This window comes from Paenibacillus puldeungensis, assembly GCF_042678945.1.
GTDB lineage: Bacteria > Bacillota > Bacilli > Paenibacillales > Paenibacillaceae > Fontibacillus > Fontibacillus puldeungensis.
Map to the genome: position 1 here is coordinate 1 of NZ_JBHTLM010000016.1, position 22,084 is coordinate 22,084.

Consider the following 22,084-nt stretch of genomic DNA (forward strand, 5'->3'; position numbering starts at 1 on the left):
GCACCCGGGCGGGCGGTGGCGTGCCCCGCCTCGCCGCCCGCTTGCGCGCGGCCGCGAGCGAGGCCGCGCCGCAGCTGCTGGAGGGTATGCGCGCTAAGCGGCGCCACCTCATCGGCCAGCAGCTTGAAGCCTTCGTCCTGCAGCTGGACGGTGGCTCTTAATGCAATCAGCGCCCCTTTGGCGACGTGCGCCGAGCAACGCCGCCATACCTCAGGAAACAGCACGACCTCACAGCGCTCAATCTGGTCCTCCAGCTCGATGAACGCCATCGGCTTGCCCTGCTTCGTCGTAATCGTTTTGAGCGAAACGACCATGCCAGCCACAACGGTTCGACTCTCGTCAGGTGCTTCAGCCAAATCCATCAGCCGGTCAATCCCCTCGCTCTCCAGCAGCTCGTCATAGTCGTCCAGCGGGTGGCCCGACAAGTACAGCCCAAGGAGCTCACGTTCCATCCCGAGCTGTTCCATGGCGCTGAACTTGGAAATGTCCGGATACTCGATGTCCCAGTTTGGCGTTTCCACAAAATCAAACAGCTGAATTTGCAAATCGTCCCGCTCCTTGCGCCACTTTAGTGCCGCTTCAACCGTTTCGTCCAGCATCGCCAGCAGTTGAGCACGGTGTCCTGGCAAAGAATCAAACGCCCCGCCCTGAATAAGCGATTCAATGACCCGCTTGTTGCAGGTGCGCAAATCTACACGCCGACAGAAATCGAGCAGACTTTCAAAAGGACGTTCCTTCCGTTCGCGAAGAATGCTTTCGATCGCCTGAGTCCCTACATTTTTGATCGCCGCCAGGCCAAAGCGGATGACGCCCGAAACCTCATAATGATGATGAACTGAAGGTCCGGCATCCTGATGTTTCCCAGACAGTGGCTTGCCCAGTGAAGCTTCAATGTTATGACTGGACATCTCATCCGATAATGCCGAAGTTAAAACGCTTGCCCCTTCCTGGGCTCCATCATCCCCGCCAGCAACGACTAAACCTTTAGCCTGGGGCTGTGGGGTAAACAAGACTCCGCTCTCGTTTACGTCCGGCGGCAGTACGGTAATCCCCATTCGGCGGCACTCAACGATGTATTCGGCGACCTTGCGGTGGCTGCCCATCACAGCCGTCAGCATGGAAGCCATAAAATGAACCGGGTAATGAGCTTTTAAATACGCCGTCTGGAAAGCGAGCACACCATACGCGGCGGCGTGAGCCCGCGGGAAGCCGTAATCGGCAAAACGAACGATCATATCGTAAACTGCGTTTGCCTCCGCCTCTCCGTAGCCCTGCGTCATACTGCCGCTCACAAAATGGCTGCGCTGCTCATCCAGCACCTCCCGCTTTTTCTTCGACACGGCGCGCCGCAGCAGGTCCGCTTCACCGAGCGAAAATCCCGCCATTTTCGAAGCGATCTGCATAATCTGTTCCTGGTACACGATAATTCCATTAGTATCTTTTAGGATGGGCTCCAAATCGGGGTGAGGGTACTCTACGTTGATGTCCCCATGCTTTCCTGCAATATACTTCGGAATAAACTCCATTGGCCCCGGACGGTACAGCGCAAGCACGGAAATAATGTCCTCAAAGGCCGAAGGCTTTAGTTCGCGCAGGACGCGGCGCATTCCGGCCGATTCCAGCTGGAACACCCCGGTCGTCTCTCCACGTCCCAGCATGTCATAGGTGTCCGGGTCATTGTCGGGAACATGCCGGAAATCAGGCGCTTCTCCTGTCTGCTCGTTGATCCAGTTCATACAGCGTTCGATAATAGAAAGCGTTCGAAGGCCGAGAAAATCCATTTTTAAAAGTCCGATGGACTCTAAATTTTCCATAGAATATTGGGTTAGAGCGGTACGTTCGCTCCCGGTTTGCAGCGGCACCGAATCGGTCAGCGGATCGCGTGAAATAACCACACCGGCGGCATGCGTAGAGGCGTGTCGCGGCATCCCCTCTACCTTCATGGCCATATCGAGCAGCCCCTTGATCCGCGGCAGTGAATCATACATTCCTTTTAAATCCGGGCTTTCCTTCATGGCCCGTTCAATCGTCATGCCCAGACTGCCGGGAATCAGCTTGGCCACCTTGTCCACTTCTCCGAACGGGACATTCAGCGCTCGTCCAACATCGCGCACCGCCGCACGGGCCGCCATCGTCCCGAAGGTGATGATCTGAGCAACATGCTCCGGCCCATATTTATCCCCCACATAGGCAATGACCTCATCCCGCCGTTCGTCGCTGATATCCACATCGATATCCGGCATTGTTACCCGCTCAGGATTTAAAAATCGTTCAAACAGCAGCCGGTACTTTATTGGGTCCACGTCGGTGATATGCAGCACGTACGCGACAATGCTGCCCGCAGAGGAGCCCCGCCCCGGCCCTGTCTTGATGCCTTGGCGATGAGCGAAGGCGATAAAGTCCCATACGATGAGAAAATAATCGGAAAAGCCCATGTTGCCGATCACTTCAAGCTCATAACCCAGCCGCTCCTCCAGCTGCCCTCGGCCTGCTTCGTCCTGCCATACCTCTAGATGACCATATCGTTCAGCCAGTCCCTTACGGCACAGGTAAGCTAAGTAACTCCCCGCAGTTTGCCCTTCCGGAATCGGGCGGAAAGCCGGTAAAATATGACGTCCGAATTCCAGCTCAAGCTCACATTTGGCAGCTATTTTCGCCGTATTTTCCAGCGCCTCGGGAATATGCGGAAACAGCGCAGCCATTTCCATCCCCGTTTTCAAATAGAGCTGATTAGTTTTCATTTTGAGGCGGTCTTCATCACCAACCGTCTTTCCGGTGCCGATGCAAATGAGCACATCCTGCACCTCGGCGTCTTCCTTACTCAAATAATGAACGTCGTTCGTGGCAACGAGGGAAATGCCCGTTTCCTGTGACAGCCGGACAAGCTCGGGGTTGACCTTTTTCTGCTCGGGTATCCCGTGGTCCTGCAGCTCCAGGTAGAAATCGTCGCCAAAGGCAGTTTTATATTTCAGCGCAGCTTTTTTCGCGTCATCGTATTTGCCACGCAGCAGGTGTTGCGGTACCTCTCCTCCAAGGCAGGAGCTTAAACATATCAGCCCGTCCCGGTGACGCTCCAGAACCTCCCAGTCGATGCGGGGCTTATAGTGAAACCCTTCAAGATAGCCAATCGAGCTCAGCTTCATGAGATTTCGGTAACCGGTCTCATTCTTCGCAAGCAATATCAGATGATATATGGGTTGATCCTGGCGGCTCCCACGCTCCTTGCGCGAGTCTGCCGTAAAATATACCTCGCAGCCGATGATCGGCTTGATTCCGTGCGCCTTGCACAATTTATAAAAAGGAACCGCGCCGTACATAACCCCGTGATCTGTCAGCGCCAGCGCAGTCATGCCGGATTCGGCTGCCCGGGCTACCAGCTCATCCAGTCTGGCCGCGCCGTCCAGCAAGCTATATTCGCTATGCACATGCAGATGAACAAAGTCGTTCATGCGATTCCCTCCCTTTCTGCTATTTCATGGCTCGAAGAATAGCTATAAATATTTTATCATACATGGCTAGAGCCCGCCCATAGAATGGTAGGGAAGCAAGTACGGGACAACCTCGGAAAGGGGAGCTAATATTTGAGTAATTTTCTGACGAAAGTCATCATGGATTTTTTTATCGCCTTCGGGATTGTTATCGGAGGGGCCATGGTAGGCGGCATTGGCGCGGTTGTCACCTTGCAGCCTCCGACACATACAATGCTGGACGTTGCCTCGCGGATTAAGATTTGGGCGCTGGCCGCTGCGGTTGGAGGAACGATCGACCCGATGCGGGTCATCGAGAGCAATTTTTTTGATGGGAACCTTTCGCCGGTCATTAAACAAATCTGCTTCCTGCTGTTCGCTTTTCTGGGAGCTCATATGGGATCGGAGCTGGTAAGATGGATGTGTGGAGGAAACCGGGGATGAATGAAACAAAGCCGCCGGAGCTTTCCAGTTTCCGGAGGTTTATGCAACTCGCTGCCGTTTTCATTTTTGGCATGGTCGTTGGGAGCATCGCGTACAATGTCATTTATCAGACAAGCTACAACATGCTCTGGATTCAGAACAAGGATTTAAAAATCCAACTAGAACAGGCAGAAGAAGATATCCGAACGCTGAAAAAATACAACAAACGGTCCACGGTAATTAAAGAGATCAAGGTTCGCGTGGAAGAAAGAGATCCTCCGCTAGACTCGCTTGCGGTAAAGGAGGTCGCCCAGCAGCTTCATGACGAACTGGAAGTGCTTCGCGGCCGGAGTATTTTCGAGATTGACACCGATGCAAAAATGGCCCGCACGCTCTTGAATCGTAAAATTTACTTGGTCCGTGAAAAGGAATATAGCATCCAGATCAAAACGATGCTCGTTAGCGAAGGCGTGCTTCAAGTATGGGTCGATATGCGTCCGTATGTGCGGCTCTAAATTTTCATGGTACAATATGGATGGTTAAGGCAGTCTATCCATTTTCACACCCATTTCCCTGGGTATGCCCTACCTTTAAATGCAAAACCTGCATCTAACATCAAACATTGACGGGGGCGAGCCGATATGAAGACAAGCTTTCCTTCCAGTTGGCGACGAAAAAATAAAGGTGGAAGCCATAACTTCCACCCCTAACTTGCGCAGGTTCACATGCAAAACTGAATTTTCAAAAAGGAGCTGTATAATTTATGGTCCAAAGTATTCAATACGTCTTATATGCTGGACTTATCATCACTTGTATATGTTCTGTTTTTTTCAGCTTTAAGTCGCGCCGCTCGGTCGATCCTGCGATTCGTGGATTGTCGGCCGCCAAAACTAACATCAGCATGGGAGGAATGCTCATCATCCTCGCACTCATACAAATGTTTATGTTTAGCGGTTCATCGCTTCGCGTCGTGATCGGTGCCCTTTTTATGGTCCTAGGTGCTTTCAACATTTTCGCCGGAATACGCAATTATGGCTATTTCTCACGCAGCAAGGCCGAGTAGCCGTCAGGCTTGGCGAAACTTAAGCATGATCAATTGATTGCAGTGCCATGACCGCTTTCGAAATAAGGCTGTCTTGATACGTAATCATAATTTCGAGTTTGCAGGCCCGGCGGCTCATTTCGAGTAGTACCGGTGTAACAACAACGGGGTTTTCGATTTGTACCGGACGTACGAAATAGGTCGTAATACTATCGACGACAAAGTCTCCTCCGCTGATGTCCTTGGCAGCTCGAAGGCCGGCTTGGGTCATCAGTGAAGTCAATACGCCATGGGATATGGTCCCGAGATCCGTGGCCATTTGCGGGGTAATCATCCCCCTAAAGAACAGCTTGCCCTCCGCATCGCGCTCCTCGGCAAAGCCGTTCCACATCAAATGCTCGAACGTCTCACCCATTTGCGGCTGATTGCGCACGTCCCTCATCGCTTGAAGTACTTCCCGTCGGGTCACCGAGGAAACAAGCTTGCGGTTGCGGTCGACGACCGGGAGAAAATCGATCCCCTCCCAAACCATAATTTGTGCGGCTGAAGCGAGGGAGGTCTGCATTCCTACCGTAATCGGATGGCGAGTCATACATTTTTCAATTACCTGATCGCCGTTTAGTTCTTCTACGTTTTTACGGCTGACGATCCCGATCACCCGGTTCCATTCATCTACTACCGGGAAATGCTGATTTCCTGTTTCCAAAGACAGCTGATCAAAATCGGAAATGTTGCTCGTCACCTTCAGCATATTCACCCGAGGCTTTCTGGCGACGATATCCTCCACCAGCATAATCTTCTTCTTGATCAAGCGGTCGAACAACGCACGGTTAATCATCGAGGCAACCGTGAAGGTATCATGGCGTGAAGAAATGATCGGAAGAGACAATCGGTCCGCCAGCGCTTTGACTTCGCGGCTCGTCCCAAATCCCCCCGTGACAAGCACGCCCGCTCCCTGTTCCAGGGCTAGCGAATGAGCATTTTCCCGGTTCCCAATAATAAGCAGGCTGCCAGCATCGATATAGCGGGCCATAGCGTCGATTTTCATTGCCCCGATCACATATTTATGAAGCGTCTTGTCTAACCCATCAGCCCCGCCTAACACATGTCCTTCAACAATTTCCACCACATCGCCGAAAGACAGCTGATCTGAAATATTCCGCGGTTTCTTTTCCACACGAACGGTTCCAATCCGCTCCTTGGTGATGACGATCCCGAGGTTCTCCGCTTCTTTAACCGCCCGATAAGCCGTACCTTCGCTAACTCCCAGACTTTTTGCCAGCTTACGTACGGAAATTTTCGTTCCGATCTTAAGCCCTTCGATGTGCTGAAGCAGTTGCTCGTGTTTTGTCACACTTTCTTCTTGTTCCTCCAACTGTTATACCCCCCTCCCCGAATCTGTACTACTCTGTACCTATTATACACGAATTAATTGCAAAAAAAAGCGCTTAATTGTGGGGTTTTCCACTTTTGTGATTTGTATCACATTTGCTTTATCCGCCACTGTTATAATGATGGCAAATGCTTAAATTTTTAAGTTACAGGAGGAATTTGTGATGAATTCAATCAAAACTACCGTTAATGCTACCGAATATCCGCCGCAATTGAAGCATAAAACGATTTTTTCTGCCTATAATGACCTGCAACCAGGAGAAGCGATGTTACTCATCAACGACCATGATCCGGTGCCTCTGCGGTTTCAATTTGAAGCGATGCATGCCGGACAATTCACTTGGGAGTATATTGAGCAAGGTCCGGACACGTTCCAAGTGAAGATCGGCAAAGTCCAAGCCTAGGAGGAATGAACTGTGGCCACAATCACGGTAGTCGATGCGAAGACGATCAAAATCGCCGTGGAGATCGAGGACGCTTTGCGCATGATTGAGGAAGCGGAGAGCAACCTCGAGCTCTATGCAAATGAAATTCTAACGATCGCTGACAAAATGCCGGAATTTAAGTACACATACTTTTGTTTTTATGCCTATGACACGGCTGCATTATTTGAGAAAATGCTCGGTATCGACCCAAAGCAATACCTTTCATTCTCACTCGATGCGCCCGATGCCTTTTTCTATACTTTATATGGCGGTATGAAAGGGTTAAGCGGTATGGCCCGTCTTTGCTGTACGCTGGCTCTTGAAAATCCTGATTTGGAGGTAAGTGTTTAATGGATTCCTCAAATACGAAAAAGAATCGCATCGTTGAACTGGATGTACGTCCACAGTTACGTTCAGGCCAAGAGCCGTTTCAAATCATTATGGAGGCTTTCGAGCAGCTGGCAGACGATCACTGGAAGGTAACTTTTCAACCTGAACAGTAAACTGATTGGACTGTTGAGGAGACACAAAAAAAACCTGACGGTGATTTTCCGTCAGGTTTTTTTGATTTTCTTTTCTCTCACAGGCCCTGTCCGCTCTTTCCCTCCTGCTGCCACTTCGTCTCCCACTCCCGAAACTTAGCCCTGCGAATCGTATCCAGAGCTCGCTGCTTCTCCTCGCTTACACCTAATATAAAATGGAGATGAGCACCGATCACTAAAAAAGCGAATCCCGCCCATACGGCACCAAATAGAGAAATCCAACCACTACCGGGCTTGAAGGAAATTAGAGGCAGCGCGTAAACGAGCATCCCTAACGCCAAAACCAAATAGATAACATGCTTCCATTTGCTTGTCTTCTTCACCGTTTTCATTTTCCGCAGCTCCTTCATTTCATAGAATACGAGATATGTTGCTTCGTTCTTTAGGCTCTACTCTATTTCTATGAAGGAAAACGAAAGAATATGAGAGTCTTTTTTGCTTCCTTTTACATTTCAGGACCGTACAAATGCTGCAGACTGTCTGTAATGATCTTGTTTACATCCTGGATTATGATGCTAAGGCGGCGTTCCGCATCGAACAGACGGCGGATATTCAGATTGAGGCTCAGCACCTCAAACACCTTCTCCATCTGCTCCATCTCCTCGGGAGACGGCATATCTCCAGCCATCATGCGCTGCTGTAGTTCATTTTGGCGGGTTCTGAAGTCGTCCAGCATGCGTTTGCTTTCCGGATCGACGTCCACAAGCTTCATCGCTGCCGTAATTTCTGCCACTTCCTGACTGTCCTTCAAGGCTGCAGCCAAATCATGGGCTTTGTCGTAAATATTCATTTGTTTTCCTCCTAATAGTAGTTTACTCTAAAATGAAATATGTTCTCTTGCTATCCAATCCATAGCATGAGGAGAGATTGAAACAGACCAATGATCCCCCCAAGCAGCACCCCAAGCCAGGTGATCGCCCGGAACTCTTTGCCAGACACACTAAGAATCACTTCCTCCAGACGCTCGACCGGAAACTTCTGTACCTGCTCCTGCACTAGCTGCGGCAGCCTTACTGCCTGGATCACTGACGGGATCGCTTTTACGATCAGACGCACTAACCGATCCGTCACCGCGGGGATGTTTGCTTTGGCATGATGCTTCCATGAGCTCAGTAGAGAACGGATCGGCACAGCTTCCGCATGCTGGATCCACCGCTCCACCGGGAGACCCTCGAGCTTGCCGGTGATCCATCCTATCGCCTCTTCCCCGGTCAACGACGCCAGCAGCTCTGCAACCGGCTTTTCTCCATAAAGCTCAAGGCGAACTTCAATCGCCCGCGCCGTTTTGAGGATGGCTTCTTCGCCACGTAGAGCACGAACAAGCGCCGGCGTAAGCTTTTGCACCAGTTTATCCTCGTCCATGAAGATTGCCGCCATCATTCCAAGAAAGCCACCGGCTTTATCCATCATCCCTGCCGCCATTTTCGACAGCATGCGTTGTCCCGATGCGGACAACAACTCTTCCTCGACTACGTGTAAAATCGCTTCGGCCGCAGTTCTGCTCCACTGTTTGCGATTCTCCTCAGACCAGCCTGGGATGAGCTGCTTCAGCGGCAAGCCTCCCCACTCGAAGCGCTGCCACATTTGCTCAAATCCACGAGTAGCCGCTTGTTTGGCTAAGTCCGCTAGCCTTAATCGAAGCGACTCCCATTCCTCCTCGGTCCACACCTTTAATGCAGCATCCCGAAGCGTTAAGTCGCTTTCATCCCAGCGATCAAGCCATTCATTCAGACGTTCCTCCGCTCGGCTGCGGAAGGAAGGCTTGAGCACCGATTCCTGCAATCCCTCCGGCGTGACCAGGTACTCGGCTACCACCTTGCCAAGCGACTCGGCGATATCATCCCGACGTTTAGGAATCAACCCTGGCGTAAAAGGGACATGAAACTTACCTATGTATACCGGATTTCTCGGATGAAACAGCATTTTAATCGCATAATGGTTCGTAATTCCACCTACAAAGGCAGCTACCCCCACGCTAATCAATACGTAAAGCCAATCTTCCACTTCTTTCCTCCCTCATTCTCTTAGGCTGTTGCCCGATCTAACGCCCATTCTTTCACCAGAACAATTCGCTCTAGGTTCACGTCTCCAACGCAAAAAAGCACCATTCCCGCCCTTACGAAGCGGCATCTAAACGGGCATAGGTTAATCACCAAGGATTCTATGTCCTCATATGATGCATTACATGCATTTAACACAGATGATCTTTAATTACATCCGAGACTCAAGCCAAGCTTGGAAGGAGATCCGCTACATGCCCTCCAAAAAAATAACAGTACAGATCATGAGTCCGGGCATTCTGGAAGACGATATTCTCGTGCTCGGAGACAACTTGATCAAACAATGGAAAATACCGACGCATCTTTCACTCCTGCTCGCTTTTGGATCATTCCGGCATCGCGTCAAAGTCATCCCGTTATCCAGAACTGACGGAGTTCGAATGAGTCAGGAACTTGCCAGAAAAATGGGGATTCAGCAAAAGTCACCGCTTCGTCTCACCTACCGACCACACTCTTCTACTATTCAATTTGGCCCTTTGCTCGGTGTGCTTCTCAGTCAGGATTATCCGGGAAATCCGGAAAAGCCCTTTGGTCAGATTACCCTGTTCTGCAAGGAACTCGTCAATGCGTGTTATCGGCAAGGGGTCTACGTCTACTTTTTTACGCCGAAGCATATCGGTACAAATTCCGGGCAGCTGTCGGGTTGGGTTTACGGAAACGGTTGGAAGCAAACCCAGGTCCCTGCCGCAGACGTATTCTACAACCGCCTTACCTCGCGAAAACTGGAGAATAAACCTAGCGTACAGCATTTCATGAAAGAAGTAAAATCCCGATACGGAAGCCATTTTTTCAATGAAAAATATCTCGATAAGAACGAGGTATTCGAGGCGCTCTCCCACGACGCTTCGCTGCTGCGATACTTGCCAGAATCCCACCTGTTTCGAAATTTCGCGATGCTGAAAACGATGTGCAGCAAATACTCCACCGTTTTTTTGAAACCGGTCAAAGGCAGCCTAGGTAAAGGAATCATTCGGATTTCCCGGCTCGAAGGCGGCGCATATCAAACACTGACCGCTCAAGTTGGAGGAACGCGCAAGCAAATCTACCCGAGCCTTTCTAAGCTGTTCTCCTCATTGTCCGGCAAAATGAAGACGACCCGTTATCAGATCCAGCAGGGATTGCATTTGATAGAGGTGGACCATAGACCGGTCGATTTCCGGGCCCTTGTGCAGAAAAATATATCCGGCAAGTGGAACACAACCTCGATTGTCGGGCGCATTGCTGGAAGCCAGCACTTCGTATCAAATCTAGCACGAGGCGGGTCATTAAGCACGGTTAAAGATGCAATTGCGCGCAGTTCTCTGCCTGCAGGCATCAAGGGGAAAATTAGCGTCAGGTTGAAAAGGGCGGCGCTTGAAATCGCCCAAGGCGTCGATGCACAGCTGCCGGCGCATTTTGGGGAATTCGGCATAGATCTCGCCGTAGATGTGAATGGCAGAGTGTGGCTGCTCGAAGTTAACTCCAAGCCTTCAAAAAACGATAACACTCCAATGGGAGAAGGAAAGATCCGCCCTTCTGTTAAGCAAGTGATCGAATATACCCGTTTCTTGTCCGGCTTCTAAGGAGGAATCATCCTATGAACAAACATCATAAAGGCACCATGGGTATCCTGGTTGGAGAAAGTCAAGGCCCTCTTCCCTTTTCCGAAGCCTCCTTTTGCCGAAAGCTATGCATCATGGGCGGAAGGCAAGGGATGAACGTTTTCGTCTTTTGCCCCGAGTGGATTTCCGCGGGAGATATCAGCGGTATTCCCGGATATATTTTTGAGCATGGAGCCTGGGCTCGCAAATGGATGCCCCGCCCGGACATCATATATGACCGCACCTTTACCTACGACCGTAAACAGATGCTGCGCAAGCAAGATCTTTTGTCCGAACTGGCCACACAGCATCCCTTTATGTATCTAACTCGTGGCCTGGCAGGAAAGTGGTCAGTCTATCAGGCACTCCGTAAATGTCCGGATTTCGTACCTTATTTGCCGAACACGGTGCAGTATGAAGGACCGCCTCAACTTGCGAAATGGCTGCAAACTCATGGAGGGGAAGCTTTCCTGAAGCCTCGGAACGGAACGCACGGAAAAAGAACGCTGCATATCCAGCTACAGCCTTACAGCGGCGAGATGCGGGTCAGGGGAAGAAGCAGCAGAAATACGGTATTCAGAAGGCGGTTTCCTTCGGCCGAGTCAGGTCTCGCATGGGTGGATAAATTTACTGGCACACGCCCTTTTCTCGTTCAACCCTATTTGCATTTAAGCAGTGAAACGGGCGAACCGTTTGACGTCAGAGTCCTCATGCAGAAAAACGAACGGGGGGAATGGAGCTTAACGGGAATGGTGGTCCGGGTCGGCCAAAAACACTCGCTTACCTCTAACCTTCACGGAGGCGGAACCGCTTATAAAGCCCTGCCTTTTCTGATACGGGAGCTAGGGGTACATGACGGCAAAGAGGCCGCCAACGAAATTCGTACACTCTCCCAAAGGATTCCGGAGTATTTGGAGACCCATTTCGGTCGTCTGGCGGAGCTCGGCCTCGATTTCGGCGTCGATCGTCAGGGCAGCGTATGGATTATAGAGGTGAATTCTAAACCAGGTCGTTCCTCATTTTTTCGTATTGGAGATCCTATCAGTGCCAAAAAATCGATTGAAAATCCGATATCCTACGCCCGCTATTTGCTGCTAAGCAAACCCTGAAAACGTTTAGGAGGAAAAATTCATGAGTTTGACTTATTGCAACGTCCATTTCACGCAGGAACCCGAGCGGGTCGTCTACGTGTCCAGGGCATTAATGAAAAATCTGAAGCTGTCGGGGAAAAAATCACTACATCTCAGACTGGGCGGAGAACGGATACCCGCTACAGTAAAGAGTATTAATAAGGCGGGAAAGCATTTGTACCTCGCTTCCGGCGTTCGGAGAGGGATAAAAATTCCGAAGGCTGGCGGCGTATACCTGCGCAGCCTCCAAGAAGGAGAGGTCCAGATCGGGCCGCTGATCGGCGTGCTGTCGGACGGACCAATGACTTCGATGGGGAATCCGTTTGGCTCCAGAACCGGGTTCATAAAGCAGCTGCTGCGCCAAGGGAGCCGAATCTCATATATTTTCGCCTTCACCCCGCGAGATATTAATTGGGAAGACGAAAGCGTGAATGGCTACTTTCTTAATGAAGCAGGACGATTCGTAAGAAAACGAGTGCCACTTCCCGATGTTGTCTATAATCGGCTGCCCAGCCGCCGGGCGGAAACAAGCACCTCAATCAACCAACTTCGTGAGAGATTCGTCCGCCGGAAAATCCCATTTTTCAACTGGAGTTTTTTTAACAAATCCGATATTTACCGGCTTCTGGAGAATGACAATGTCGTCAACCGTTACGTCCCTGAATCGATCATGGGGCCAACTACGGAACAAATCAAAGAGATGCTCGAGCGGCATTCGCTTATTTATTACAAGCCGAATGGGGGGAGCCTTGGTAACGGCATATACCGACTTTCTTACATTCCCAAGAGCGGATATTACGCCCGCTACCGCAACAACGGCCGAAACGCCCTGCTGCGGTTTGGTACTTTTAATAGCCTGATGCGTACGCTGCAAGCGAGACATGGGCGCTCTTTAAGAGGTTATGTCGCCCAGCAAGGTATTCGTCTCATCGAAATTGAAGGGTGCCCGATCGACTTCCGGTTTCATATGCACAAGAACGGAAAAAATCAATGGGTTGTTGTCGGCATCGGAGCTAAGAAGGCAGGAAAAGGCAGCGTAACTACCCATATAAAAAACGGTGGCTCCTTACTCACACCAGAGCAGGCGTTAAGCCGAGCTTTCGGAGCCCGGGCCGATGAAGTGCTGCGGCACGCCAAGGGGGTCGCTGTCACTTTGGCGGAAGCGATCGAAACTCATCACCAGCATTTGATCGGGGAACTTGGCTTCGATATCGGCATCGATCGGGATGAGCAAATCTGGATGTTCGAGGCAAACGCCAAACCGGGTCGTTCCATCTTCAAGCATCCGTCATTGCGTGCCGAAGGCAAAGCCTCCGTAGACCACATTCTTGAACATTGCCTCTACTTAAGCAAATTCCGCCGGAGGGATGCTTGATGAGTACTCCATTTGCTGGAGAGAAAAAAACGGTAGTTGCGGTATTGACGGTCGACGACGATTTCAAGCAATTTCGGGGAAACCGTGCCAACTTTAGAGATATTGTCAAAAGCGGGCTGGAGCAGGATTGCGACGTCTATGTTGTCACCGCCAAGGACTTAAAGCTGGGCGCCAAGAAAGTGCAGGGCTATTTGTTCCATAGTGAGGATAGAACCTGGAAGAAGCAATGGTTCCCGCTTCCCGATGTCATTTACAACCGCATCCCGCTGCGCGAGGACGAAAAGAGACCGGAGGTGCGCAGGAAAATAGACGAATGCATCCAGCATGAGACGATCCATTTTTTCAATCCATTTTTCTTTAATAAGTGGCGTCTGTTCGATTGGCTTAAGAAGAACCGGACGACGAAGGCACTCGTGCCGGATACGAAGAAAATGGTTGGGCCTAAAACGCTCTTCACAATGCTGAAAAAATACGGAAGCCTATATTTAAAGCCGGAGAGCGGCAAGGCAGGAAAGGGCATCATGCTGCTACAATTTGAGGAAACCGCGATCAAGCCGTTCCGGCTCATCATTCAGGGACAAAGAATGAGGAATATTGTGTACAGAACCGCCAGCCTCCCCACCCTTTGGAGACGAATTAAAGCGGAATCGGGCCGTGCGCCTTACATTATGCAGGAAAGCATCAGCCTCACATCTTACCGGGACCGGCATTTTGATTTGAGAGTTCTCGTGCAAAAAACGGGTAAAGGCGTCTGGATGATCTCCGGCGTCGGAGCCCGACTTGCCGGACGGAAGCGAATTACCACTCACGTACCTCAAGGGGGCAGCATCGAAGATCCGGAGAAGCTGCTGACCCCGACCTTCGGGGCCGATGTGGCATCATTTCTGCTGAGCCGCCTTAAATCGAATGCACTGCTGATCGCCAAGCAGATCGAGAAGGAATCCGGCTTTATGCTTGGGGAAATGTCCATGGATCTTGGGATCGATACGGAAGGGCAAATCTGGTTCTTTGAGGCCAACGCCAAGCCGATGAAGTTTGATGAGCCTCATATCCGCAAAAAATCGCTGGAACGGATATTTCAGTATAGTCAATATTTGTCCCGACACCCGAAAGTCAAGTAACGAAGGGACGATCATGATGGAAATTAGAGCCATAAATGTCTCTAGCCGAACCGACTGGGAAACGCAGCATGGGGATATTCTTTCCTTTATACAACAATATGGTGTAGGACGAATTCCCTCCGATATCTTTCGGGCCCTTCTCAAGCTATCCCCGCGGGACCTCAGCCTTCCGGGCAGTTCCCTCTTGACGGCCCATATTCAGACAGAGGACGGTCCCAGAATAGCCGGGGTTTGCTGCGTAAAAGGCTATGGCAGCGAGCTCTGTCTAGTGGTTGTTCATCCGCTATATCGCAAGCTTGGCCTCGGCACCCGGCTGCTTTCAGAGCAAATCGCTGCCCTTGGCCACTTGTCTCTCCGGGTAGCACTGGGTCATGCTTCCAGCCTGAACATGTGTTTTCGTGCGGGACTTACGGCGAATCGCATGGTCAAGGATGCGCGCGGAAGATCATGGCTAGTGCTGGAGAAGGGTACCGTTTCCCCAAACGATTCCGAGGCTTCGGAGGCGAAATTCTGCAAGGAAGGTGATTTTAGTTGTCTCAGCCCGTCCTAGGCATCTTAACCTTATACCTGAATGATAAGAAGCATCTTGAAGAGCGGCATATTTATCAGCGTATGATCACAGAAGGACAGCAGATGGGATTGGATATTTTTGTGTTTACCCCAATGGATGTGGACGACAAGAAAAAAATGATTAACGCACTCGTCTACGATCCCAAACTGAAGAAATGGTCTCACAAGTGGCGCAGCTTTCCAACCCTGATCTTTGATCGCTGCCGCATTCAGCGCAGCAAACGCTTTGAGCAGCTTAAGCAATTTCGTGCCCGCTACGGTGGGCTGACCTTTCTTAACAGACCGCTTCGAAATAAATGGACGATTCACCAAACGCTGTCCCGTAAGGCCCGTTTCCGTCCCCATCTCCCCGAAACCGTACTGTTCCAAAATACCGGCGATGTTTTTGGGCTGCTTAAAAATCACTCTGCCGTTTATGTTAAGCCGATTAATGGTACCGGGGGCAGGGGCATTCTCCGGATCGAACGACTGGAAAAGGATATGTATTTGGTCCAGGGCAGACGTCAAAACCGCAGCATCGTCCCCGCTCAAAAAATGCATAAATCCCGGCTTAGCGCTTATCTGCTCGGCTGGAAAGGCAGCGGACGGTTTCTCGCCCAGCAAGGAATACAGATTAAGCTGCCGAGCGGGCGGGTCCATGACTACCGGATGCTTGTGCAGAAAAACGGTCAGGGCCGATGGGAGGTGACCGGGGGTGCCGGCCGTGTCGGCCCTCCGCGCAGCGTCACCTCCAACCTGCATGGTGGCGGTCATGCCGTTTCGATGAATACTTTGCTCAAGCAATGGATTACCGGCGAGGAGCGACGCTCCGAGGTTCGTAAAGACGCCGAGAAGTTAAGCCTCGATGTTGCCGAGTATCTGGAAAACACCATAGGGGCGCTTTGCGAGCTCGCACTTGATCTGGCGATTAATCGGCACGGTCAGATTTACTTGCTCGAAGTTAATCCCAAACCTGCCCGCGAAGTTTTCGCTCAATCCGGAAACGCTGACTTGTACCGCAGAGCTATCGTAAGGCCACTTGAATATGCCATGTGGATGCACAAGCAAAAAAATTCCTAAGTTACTTATACAAACGTCTACGTACGTGCGCGTACTTGACCAGTCAAAATATGTTTTTCTCGGTTGTCTCTAGTCTTGCTAAGCATCTAAATGTAAAAAGTGCATCTATTTCTCTTGATATTAGATGCCCATCGGCCACTCCAAAACAGCCCCATATCAGTTAAAAAGCGCGAATTGCGGAACAACTTTAGCTCCCGCATTCGCGCTATATTTTATGATTCCTTACTATAACCCTCATCCGATACCGCGACCGGAGCCGCAGCACCGTTTCCATAGCCAATACCGTCAAGCTTCCTCGGCTTCTTCATATAGAGCAATAAGCTCTTCAAAGGAACGGATCAACACATCGGCCCCGGCGAGCTCCTGCCCTTGTCCAAACCCAGCGTATGCACAGCCGATAACTGTCTGTCCATTCTTCTTGCCGGCCTCCACGTCAGAGGATCGGTCACCGACCATCCAAGCACTGCCTATCTGGTGATTGTCCATCAGCAGCTTCACTAAATCCACCTTTGTTGCCGTTTTATATTCACCAGCACTGTATAGACCTTCAAAGAACGGCAGAACGCCATGCGCATCGGCAACTCCTTTTACATAATGCTCCAGACCGTTACTGGCCACGAACAACCTAACCCCCCTACGATTAAGCTGCTCCAGCGTTTCCGCCACGCGAGGATACAACTCAGTATCAAGTCGCTTCAATCCGTCCAGCTCCAGTTCCAAGAGCAGTTCATCGGCCCGGCGATGTACGGCTTCGCCATGGTTTGGGATCACCTTTCTCCAAATATCCTCCAGCAGCATACCTAGGCAGCTCAGCATCAATTCCTCGGAAGGCGTTTCTCCCTCATAAAGCTTTTCTTCCCTAAGCCGATCAAACAGCTGATGAAACACCGGAAGCAGCAGCGTCTCCGTCTTAAACAAGGTGCCATCCATATCAAAAATCATCGCTTCCGGTTTGTTCAGGCGTACTTTCAATCTCTCCATCCCCACATTCCTTCCTTGTCTGTATTGATAGCCCCATGATATGTCAAAACGATATCCCTTGTAAACCAGACGGCCGGTTATTCTGCACGTTTAAGCCGACTTGCTCTCCGTACTTTGACTTCGGCGAAAATGTACAGCACGACGGGAATCGCCACTTGAAACGGAAAGGCGTAATACATATAAATGTAGGTTGCCCAGTACTCCATCTCCATGATGTTATCGTAAATGAAATAAGCCAGGTAGATGAGCAGCAAACCACTTTGCATCGCCACCGACCTATAGCTGTTCAATCCAAACAATTTACTTAACCCCTTGCTTGCGGCAAGCAAACATACGCTCATTTTTACAAAAACAGATATAACAAACACGATCGCAACCGTTCCTTCAATCCTTTGAATGAAATCCCCTACATTTATCCGGCTCACCGCGATATACGAGGGGAAATAATTGCTCGCTAAAGCTACTTCTCCAAGCATGAAAATATTACGGAACGCAATGAACAGAACGATGCCCCCGCCAAACAGTAAAGCGTAAAAAAAAACGGAAGCCCTCGATTTTTTCCCTTTCACTGAGGAGAGGATACAAGTCAGCAATACGGTCTCCGCAAACGGAAACGAAAATGTGGAAAAAGCCCCCTCCATCACTCTGCCCCAGCCTTTACCCAAGATCGGGAGCATATTTCCAAAATGAAGTCTTCCCATCGAAAGCAGAGCTACCAACATAATTACCAGAAGGCAGAAGTTCAAAAGCAGCCGCGAGCTCCTGCCCATCGTTTCAATCCCCGCCTTTACAGCCGCTATGCTAAGTAAGCCTGCAAAAAGCATCGGCACCATCATAGGAGTTTCCGGCATTGCTACGGAATTCATGAACTCCCCGTAATTGCGGAGTACCAGCGCCCCCAGATGCAGGGCATACCAAACGTACAAGATGACGAACAGCTTGCCAAGCCACTTGCCGAATACGATTTCGAAGATGTCGAACAAGTCGTTCCCGGGGTAAAGATCAAGCAGTCTTCCGTATATCATGACAATTGGCGCTGCCGCGCAAAGGGCGAGTAATATGGAGATCCATTTGTCCGTTTGCGCTTGTCCCGCCGATCCTAAAATTAATGTGCTTCCCATGATAAACAAAATCATGATGCAGCGGGCTTCTCCGTGAGTAATCGTCTCTTTCACAACATGCGCTCTCTCCTTTCTCCAATCTATCGTCCTAATATGGACAGAATCCAGTGCTCAATCGGTTCAGCCGGGCTAGGTATTTTAATGTCCAAACTGATCATCAAAGCAATCGCGAAGGAAATGAGGCACATCACGGAGCTGACCCAGAAATCCTTCTTGTATCCATCTTTATACACCTGCACCTGATCGATCAAAATAACGACGACATAAGCCAAAACAACAAATGGGGTCATTGAACTCAATCCTTAAGCTTAATCGGTTTCGAGGTCATAGCCGTGTTTCTGATCTCTACCTGGGCCTGAACCGTCGCTTTCAAGTTTTTAAAGTGATACTCCCAATCAGGCTCCAGCTTCTTCCACTCTTTAGGCATCTTCCTGTGAATAGCGAGGCCGATTCCGAATATATCAGAGCCATACTGCTTCTGTACCATGTGAATGGTGGAGAGCACCTCATTTTGGAGCTTTTCTGCCGCCTCCCTTTCCAACCGGGTGTAACCTTCTTTCAAATAAAAATCTTGATCGTTCTGCACTTCGTCGATCGCCGTCACCGTCCGTATGGAAACCTGGACCTCCAGTTCCCCGTCAACGATGACTGGCTTTATTTCTGTCTTACTTTTGAATATTTCCAATGAAATCCCGGGTGGGCGCTCATAGCTGCCCAAGGTGAGAATCCCGCCTTGAATCTCATTTCTGACAAACAAAACGTTTTTCGTTTCTTTACCTCCGAGAATGCCGATCATTTTGTCCTCTTTGAACACCGCCCCTCCTTCAATGGATGCGACCTGCTTTCCTTGACTGCCCTGCTTCAAATAAACGAGGGGGACGAACCCCGTTTTCCCGGGCGTATTCACAGCATCGATGAAGTCCCATATCTGGATCACAGGAGAGGTAGAGACGCTGCTTAGATTTTTCAGCATTTCCTCCAGCTTGAAAGAAATCGGCTCCTCCCCCTTTTCATTTATAGCCAGCACTTCCCTGGCGGTTTTCTCGCCGGAAACCAAAATATGAATGTCAGACCGTGTCTCTGCATCTCTCATATACCAGTCGATAATTTTCGCCGCTCCTTCCCTGGCGACCTCCTGACTCATAATGACCGCCTTGGCATGGCTCCAATACAGCTTCATGCCGAATTTCGTAATCATTCTTCTGACAACATCAAACATCGTATCTCCGGTAACGGTGATCAATTGGGCCCCGATCTGCATTTCCTTACCTTGTGAAATATCTACAACCTCAGCCGTAAGCTGAATCTTGCCATCTTCGGTTTTGTCGATGGCCACTCCCACACCAACCAGCATTTTTTCGATTTCTCGATAGTTCCAGCAGCCAGTAATAGAGCATGTTACTACAGCGATTAGGATAGCAATATGGACATACTTCATTTTACTCATTCCCATCGCCTCGCTTACTTTAATACTTTTCTGATATGCTGCTTCACCGAGGAAACCGGTGCCCGAAGCTTAATTTGCCACCAAGGCATACGGACCACGGTATCCTTGATGTCATGTTCCTTAAATGAACCAACTGTGAGCATGTAGGAGACGCCAAAGCTCTTCATCGTCATCAAATGAATTACGAGTCCGAGTATACCGAACACATAACCGTAAAGCCCCATAACCGAAGCCAATATTAACAAGATAAACCGAACGAAAATCGAAGCTCCTTGAAGCTTAATGCTTAACAAAGCGGTAATGCCCGTAAACCCTACGACAATGATCATGGGCGCACTGACTACCCTGGCATCCACAGCCGCTTGTCCCAGCACGAGCGCGCCGACAATACTGACGGCCTGACCGATCGGAGCCGGCATTCTTGTTCCGGCTTCCCTTAAAATTTCAAATACGAACAGCATGAAGAAGGCTTCGACTACCGTTGGAAGGGGAACGGATTGTCTTGCTGCCGAAATGCTAAGCAGGAGCGGGGTCGGTATCATTTCCTGGTGATAGGCGACAAGCGAGACATAGATTGCAGGAATGCTAATTGCCAGAAATGCACTGATAAATCGTAGAATCCGGTTAATGGATGAAAATACATAGTTATTGAAATAATCCTCGCTAACCTGAAAATACTCGACAAACAGAAAGGGCACGGTAAGCACAAAAGGACTCCCATCGACCATAACCGCAATTCTACCCTCCAGCAGCTTGCCGGCCACCGTATCCGGCCGTTCCGTATTACCGATCGTTTCAAATGGAGACAGCGGCGAATCTTTAACCATTTCCAGAATATATCCCGAGTCCAGTATATCGTCAGCCTTGATTTTCTCGATTCGATGCATCAGCTCTTTTAAAATTTTATCGGAGGCCACGCCTTCGATGTAGCAGATGCAAACCTTGGTGTTCGTCTTCTCCCCAACTTGCATAAATTTGAGCTTTAAATCAGGACTTTTAATTCTTCTTCGAACTAGAGACAAATTGATCACCAGCGACTCGGAAAAACCTTCTCTCGGTCCAGTAACATTTCTCTCCGAATTAGGCTCATTAACTCCCCTGTTCTCCCAACCAACCGTACCGATAACAAGAACTTCCTTGTAGCCGTCTATAAGCAGCAGCGTATATCCATAAATGAGTGAGCCCAGAATGCTATCCATATCCTCCGCCAATTCGACATCACCGACATCGAGGATGTGATCCATAATAATTTGTGGGGACAGTTGTTCCCCTTCATGGGACGAGTTGTAGTTCAGAACCGGTCGAATAATGTTGCTGTTAAGCATGATATTGTTAACCATACCTTTGATATAAATAAAGCACCCGGAGACTAAATTTGTATCAGGATCATGAAATGGTCTAATTTTCAAGCTTTCATCTCCAGCAAAAATCCGCTTAATCATGTTCATATTGTCTTGGAGTGAAGGTTTAAGATTTTCTCCGGTCAACTGATCCACCTCGCGTTACTATGTTGTCTATGTTATTTTTTCCATCTTTTGTGCGGATAAACTTACGTGCCAAACTACGCGGTAATTAAAGCTCATTTATTGTATACTTCTAATATTGATAGGCGTGAAAGGATGAAATGGAATGGATAATGCAACTCTTCTGCTGGTAGATGATGAGGAAGAAATCATCAAGCTGATGCAAATATATTTGAAAAATGAAGGGTACCGCCTGTTAACAGCTCGTGACGGTATGGAAGCTCTTGAAATAGTAACAAAAGAACCGATCGACCTTATGGTGCTTGATATTATGATGCCTAGAATGGACGGGCTGGAGGCCTGCATTAAAATCCGGGAAACCCAAAAGTTTCCGATTATTATGCTATCGGCCAAAGGGCAGGAATTGGATAAAATTAATGGTCTCAGCGTTGGAGCAGACGATTATGTCACAAAGCCATTCAGTCCTTTAGAGCTTTTAGCCCGGATAAAATCACAGCTTCGCAGAATCCGGAACTACATGCCCAAAAGTCAAGATGAGATCGTGATCGACGGCCTGCTGATCAACAGCTCCACCCATGAAGTAAGTGTGGATGGACACCAGGTGAAGTTAACGCCCAGGGAATTTGCCATACTTGAGCTTCTCGCTCGAAATGCCGGGCAGGTGCTGAGTATGGAACAAATTTATTGCAAAATTTGGAAAGAGTCTTTTTTCGAGGGGAATAACACCTTGATGGTACATATCCGTAAAATCAGAGAAAAAATCGAAGCCAATCCGCGAAAACCTATCTATTTGACCACAGTCTGGGGCGTCGGCTACAAAATTGAAAAGAGGGGTTAGCCTTGCTTAACTTCAAACGATACAGTA

23 protein-coding genes are annotated in these 22,084 nt (G+C 49.6%); 13 read left to right on the forward strand and 10 right to left on the reverse strand.

Features of this window, described 5'->3' with window-relative positions:
- A partial coding sequence (locus ACFQ3W_RS18875) for a DNA polymerase III subunit alpha (protein ID WP_379320789.1) occupies positions 1-3,449 on the reverse strand: 3,449 nt, incomplete at its 3' end.
- 132 nt (positions 3,450-3,581) lie between these two features.
- Between ACFQ3W_RS18875 and ACFQ3W_RS18880 the strand changes: the two genes are divergently transcribed.
- From ACFQ3W_RS18880 to ACFQ3W_RS18890, 3 genes are all read left to right on the forward strand, one after another.
- Complete coding sequence (locus tag ACFQ3W_RS18880) at positions 3,582-3,911, forward strand: YtrH family sporulation protein (RefSeq protein ID WP_379320790.1); 330 nt, start codon at positions 3,582-3,584, stop codon at positions 3,909-3,911.
- Complete coding sequence (locus ACFQ3W_RS18885) at positions 3,908-4,405, forward strand: hypothetical protein (protein WP_379320791.1); 498 nt, start codon at positions 3,908-3,910, stop codon at positions 4,403-4,405. Before ACFQ3W_RS18880 ends, ACFQ3W_RS18885 begins: the two co-directional genes overlap by 4 nt.
- 248 nt (positions 4,406-4,653) lie before the next feature.
- The gene (locus ACFQ3W_RS18890) at positions 4,654-4,953 is read left to right on the forward strand and encodes a YtpI family protein (protein ID WP_379320792.1); all 300 of its coding nucleotides are present in this window, start codon (positions 4,654-4,656) and stop codon (positions 4,951-4,953) included.
- A 19-nt stretch (positions 4,954-4,972) separates the two neighbouring features.
- Here the strand turns inward: ACFQ3W_RS18890 and ACFQ3W_RS18895 are convergent, their stop codons facing one another.
- Positions 4,973-6,307, reverse strand: a complete 1,335-nt coding sequence (locus ACFQ3W_RS18895; protein WP_379320793.1) for a DRTGG domain-containing protein — start codon at positions 6,305-6,307, stop codon at positions 4,973-4,975.
- Positions 6,308-6,488: 181 nt separating this feature from the next.
- Here ACFQ3W_RS18895 and ACFQ3W_RS18900 point away from each other — a divergent pair, with 181 nt between their 5' ends.
- The 3 genes from ACFQ3W_RS18900 to ACFQ3W_RS18910 are packed head-to-tail and all read left to right on the forward strand — an operon-like array spanning position 6,489 to position 7,252.
- A complete protein-coding gene (locus ACFQ3W_RS18900; protein WP_379320794.1) occupies positions 6,489-6,728 on the forward strand; it encodes a DUF2249 domain-containing protein in 240 nt (79 codons plus the stop codon).
- 12 nt (positions 6,729-6,740) lie between these two features.
- Positions 6,741-7,100, forward strand: a complete 360-nt coding sequence (locus tag ACFQ3W_RS18905; RefSeq protein ID WP_379320795.1) for a hypothetical protein — start codon at positions 6,741-6,743, stop codon at positions 7,098-7,100.
- Positions 7,100-7,252: a hypothetical protein gene (locus ACFQ3W_RS18910; protein ID WP_379320796.1), complete on the forward strand. Its 153-nt coding sequence runs from the start codon at positions 7,100-7,102 to the stop codon at positions 7,250-7,252. Before ACFQ3W_RS18905 ends, ACFQ3W_RS18910 begins: the two co-directional genes overlap by 1 nt.
- A gap of 77 nt (positions 7,253-7,329) precedes the next feature.
- On the opposite strand, the gene ACFQ3W_RS18915 is transcribed toward ACFQ3W_RS18910, so the two are convergent.
- The 3 genes from ACFQ3W_RS18915 to ACFQ3W_RS18925 all read right to left on the reverse strand — a co-directional run bounded on the left by ACFQ3W_RS18915 (position 7,330) and on the right by ACFQ3W_RS18925 (position 9,295).
- Positions 7,330-7,623 carry a hypothetical protein gene (locus ACFQ3W_RS18915; protein WP_379320797.1) on the reverse strand — a complete coding sequence of 98 codons (294 nt, stop codon included), beginning with the start codon at positions 7,621-7,623 and terminating at the stop codon, positions 7,330-7,332.
- A gap of 113 nt (positions 7,624-7,736) precedes the next feature.
- Positions 7,737-8,081: a YlbF family regulator gene (locus tag ACFQ3W_RS18920; protein ID WP_379320798.1), complete on the reverse strand. Its 345-nt coding sequence runs from the start codon at positions 8,079-8,081 to the stop codon at positions 7,737-7,739.
- A 50-nt stretch (positions 8,082-8,131) separates the two neighbouring features.
- On the reverse strand, positions 8,132-9,295 hold the full coding sequence (locus tag ACFQ3W_RS18925) for a DUF445 family protein (RefSeq protein ID WP_379320799.1): 1,164 nt from the start codon (positions 9,293-9,295) through the stop codon (positions 8,132-8,134).
- A gap of 250 nt (positions 9,296-9,545) precedes the next feature.
- On the opposite strand from ACFQ3W_RS18925, the gene ACFQ3W_RS18930 reads away from it, so the two are divergent.
- The 6 genes from ACFQ3W_RS18930 to ACFQ3W_RS18955 are packed head-to-tail and all read left to right on the forward strand — an operon-like array spanning position 9,546 to position 16,186.
- Positions 9,546-10,913, forward strand: a complete 1,368-nt coding sequence (locus tag ACFQ3W_RS18930) for a YheC/YheD family endospore coat-associated protein (protein WP_379320800.1) — start codon at positions 9,546-9,548, stop codon at positions 10,911-10,913.
- 14 nt (positions 10,914-10,927) lie between these two features.
- Positions 10,928-12,040, forward strand: coding sequence for a YheC/YheD family endospore coat-associated protein (locus tag ACFQ3W_RS18935; RefSeq protein WP_379320801.1), 1,113 nt, complete (start codon positions 10,928-10,930; stop codon positions 12,038-12,040).
- Between the two features lie 22 nt (positions 12,041-12,062).
- Positions 12,063-13,436 carry a YheC/YheD family endospore coat-associated protein gene (locus ACFQ3W_RS18940; protein ID WP_379320802.1) on the forward strand — a complete coding sequence of 458 codons (1,374 nt, stop codon included), beginning with the start codon at positions 12,063-12,065 and terminating at the stop codon, positions 13,434-13,436.
- Positions 13,436-14,557: a YheC/YheD family endospore coat-associated protein gene (locus ACFQ3W_RS18945; RefSeq protein WP_379320803.1), complete on the forward strand. Its 1,122-nt coding sequence runs from the start codon at positions 13,436-13,438 to the stop codon at positions 14,555-14,557. The genes ACFQ3W_RS18940 and ACFQ3W_RS18945 overlap by 1 nt, the downstream gene beginning before the upstream one ends.
- A 13-nt stretch (positions 14,558-14,570) precedes the next feature.
- Positions 14,571-15,107, forward strand: coding sequence for a GNAT family N-acetyltransferase (locus ACFQ3W_RS18950; protein WP_379320804.1), 537 nt, complete (start codon positions 14,571-14,573; stop codon positions 15,105-15,107).
- Positions 15,089-16,186, forward strand: a complete 1,098-nt coding sequence (locus ACFQ3W_RS18955; protein WP_379320805.1) for a YheC/YheD family endospore coat-associated protein — start codon at positions 15,089-15,091, stop codon at positions 16,184-16,186. Before ACFQ3W_RS18950 ends, ACFQ3W_RS18955 begins: the two co-directional genes overlap by 19 nt.
- Positions 16,187-16,471: 285 nt before the next feature.
- Here the strand turns inward: ACFQ3W_RS18955 and ACFQ3W_RS18960 are convergent, their stop codons facing one another.
- The 5 genes from ACFQ3W_RS18960 to ACFQ3W_RS18980 all read right to left on the reverse strand — a co-directional run bounded on the left by ACFQ3W_RS18960 (position 16,472) and on the right by ACFQ3W_RS18980 (position 21,183).
- A complete protein-coding gene (locus ACFQ3W_RS18960) occupies positions 16,472-17,167 on the reverse strand; it encodes an HAD family hydrolase (RefSeq protein ID WP_379320806.1) in 696 nt (231 codons plus the stop codon).
- Between the two features lie 77 nt (positions 17,168-17,244).
- Positions 17,245-18,342: a GerAB/ArcD/ProY family transporter gene (locus ACFQ3W_RS18965; RefSeq protein ID WP_379320807.1), complete on the reverse strand. Its 1,098-nt coding sequence runs from the start codon at positions 18,340-18,342 to the stop codon at positions 17,245-17,247.
- Between the two features lie 26 nt (positions 18,343-18,368).
- Positions 18,369-18,578, reverse strand: a complete 210-nt coding sequence (locus ACFQ3W_RS18970; RefSeq protein WP_379320808.1) for a hypothetical protein — start codon at positions 18,576-18,578, stop codon at positions 18,369-18,371.
- Between the two features lie 5 nt (positions 18,579-18,583).
- On the reverse strand, positions 18,584-19,735 hold the full coding sequence (locus tag ACFQ3W_RS18975) for a Ger(x)C family spore germination protein (RefSeq protein WP_379320809.1): 1,152 nt from the start codon (positions 19,733-19,735) through the stop codon (positions 18,584-18,586).
- Between the two features lie 14 nt (positions 19,736-19,749).
- Positions 19,750-21,183 carry a spore germination protein gene (locus tag ACFQ3W_RS18980; RefSeq protein WP_379320810.1) on the reverse strand — a complete coding sequence of 478 codons (1,434 nt, stop codon included), beginning with the start codon at positions 21,181-21,183 and terminating at the stop codon, positions 19,750-19,752.
- A gap of 181 nt (positions 21,184-21,364) precedes the next feature.
- On the opposite strand from ACFQ3W_RS18980, the gene ACFQ3W_RS18985 reads away from it, so the two are divergent.
- A complete protein-coding gene (locus ACFQ3W_RS18985) occupies positions 21,365-22,057 on the forward strand; it encodes a response regulator transcription factor (protein WP_379320811.1) in 693 nt (230 codons plus the stop codon).
- Positions 22,058-22,084: the final 27 nt, after the last annotated feature.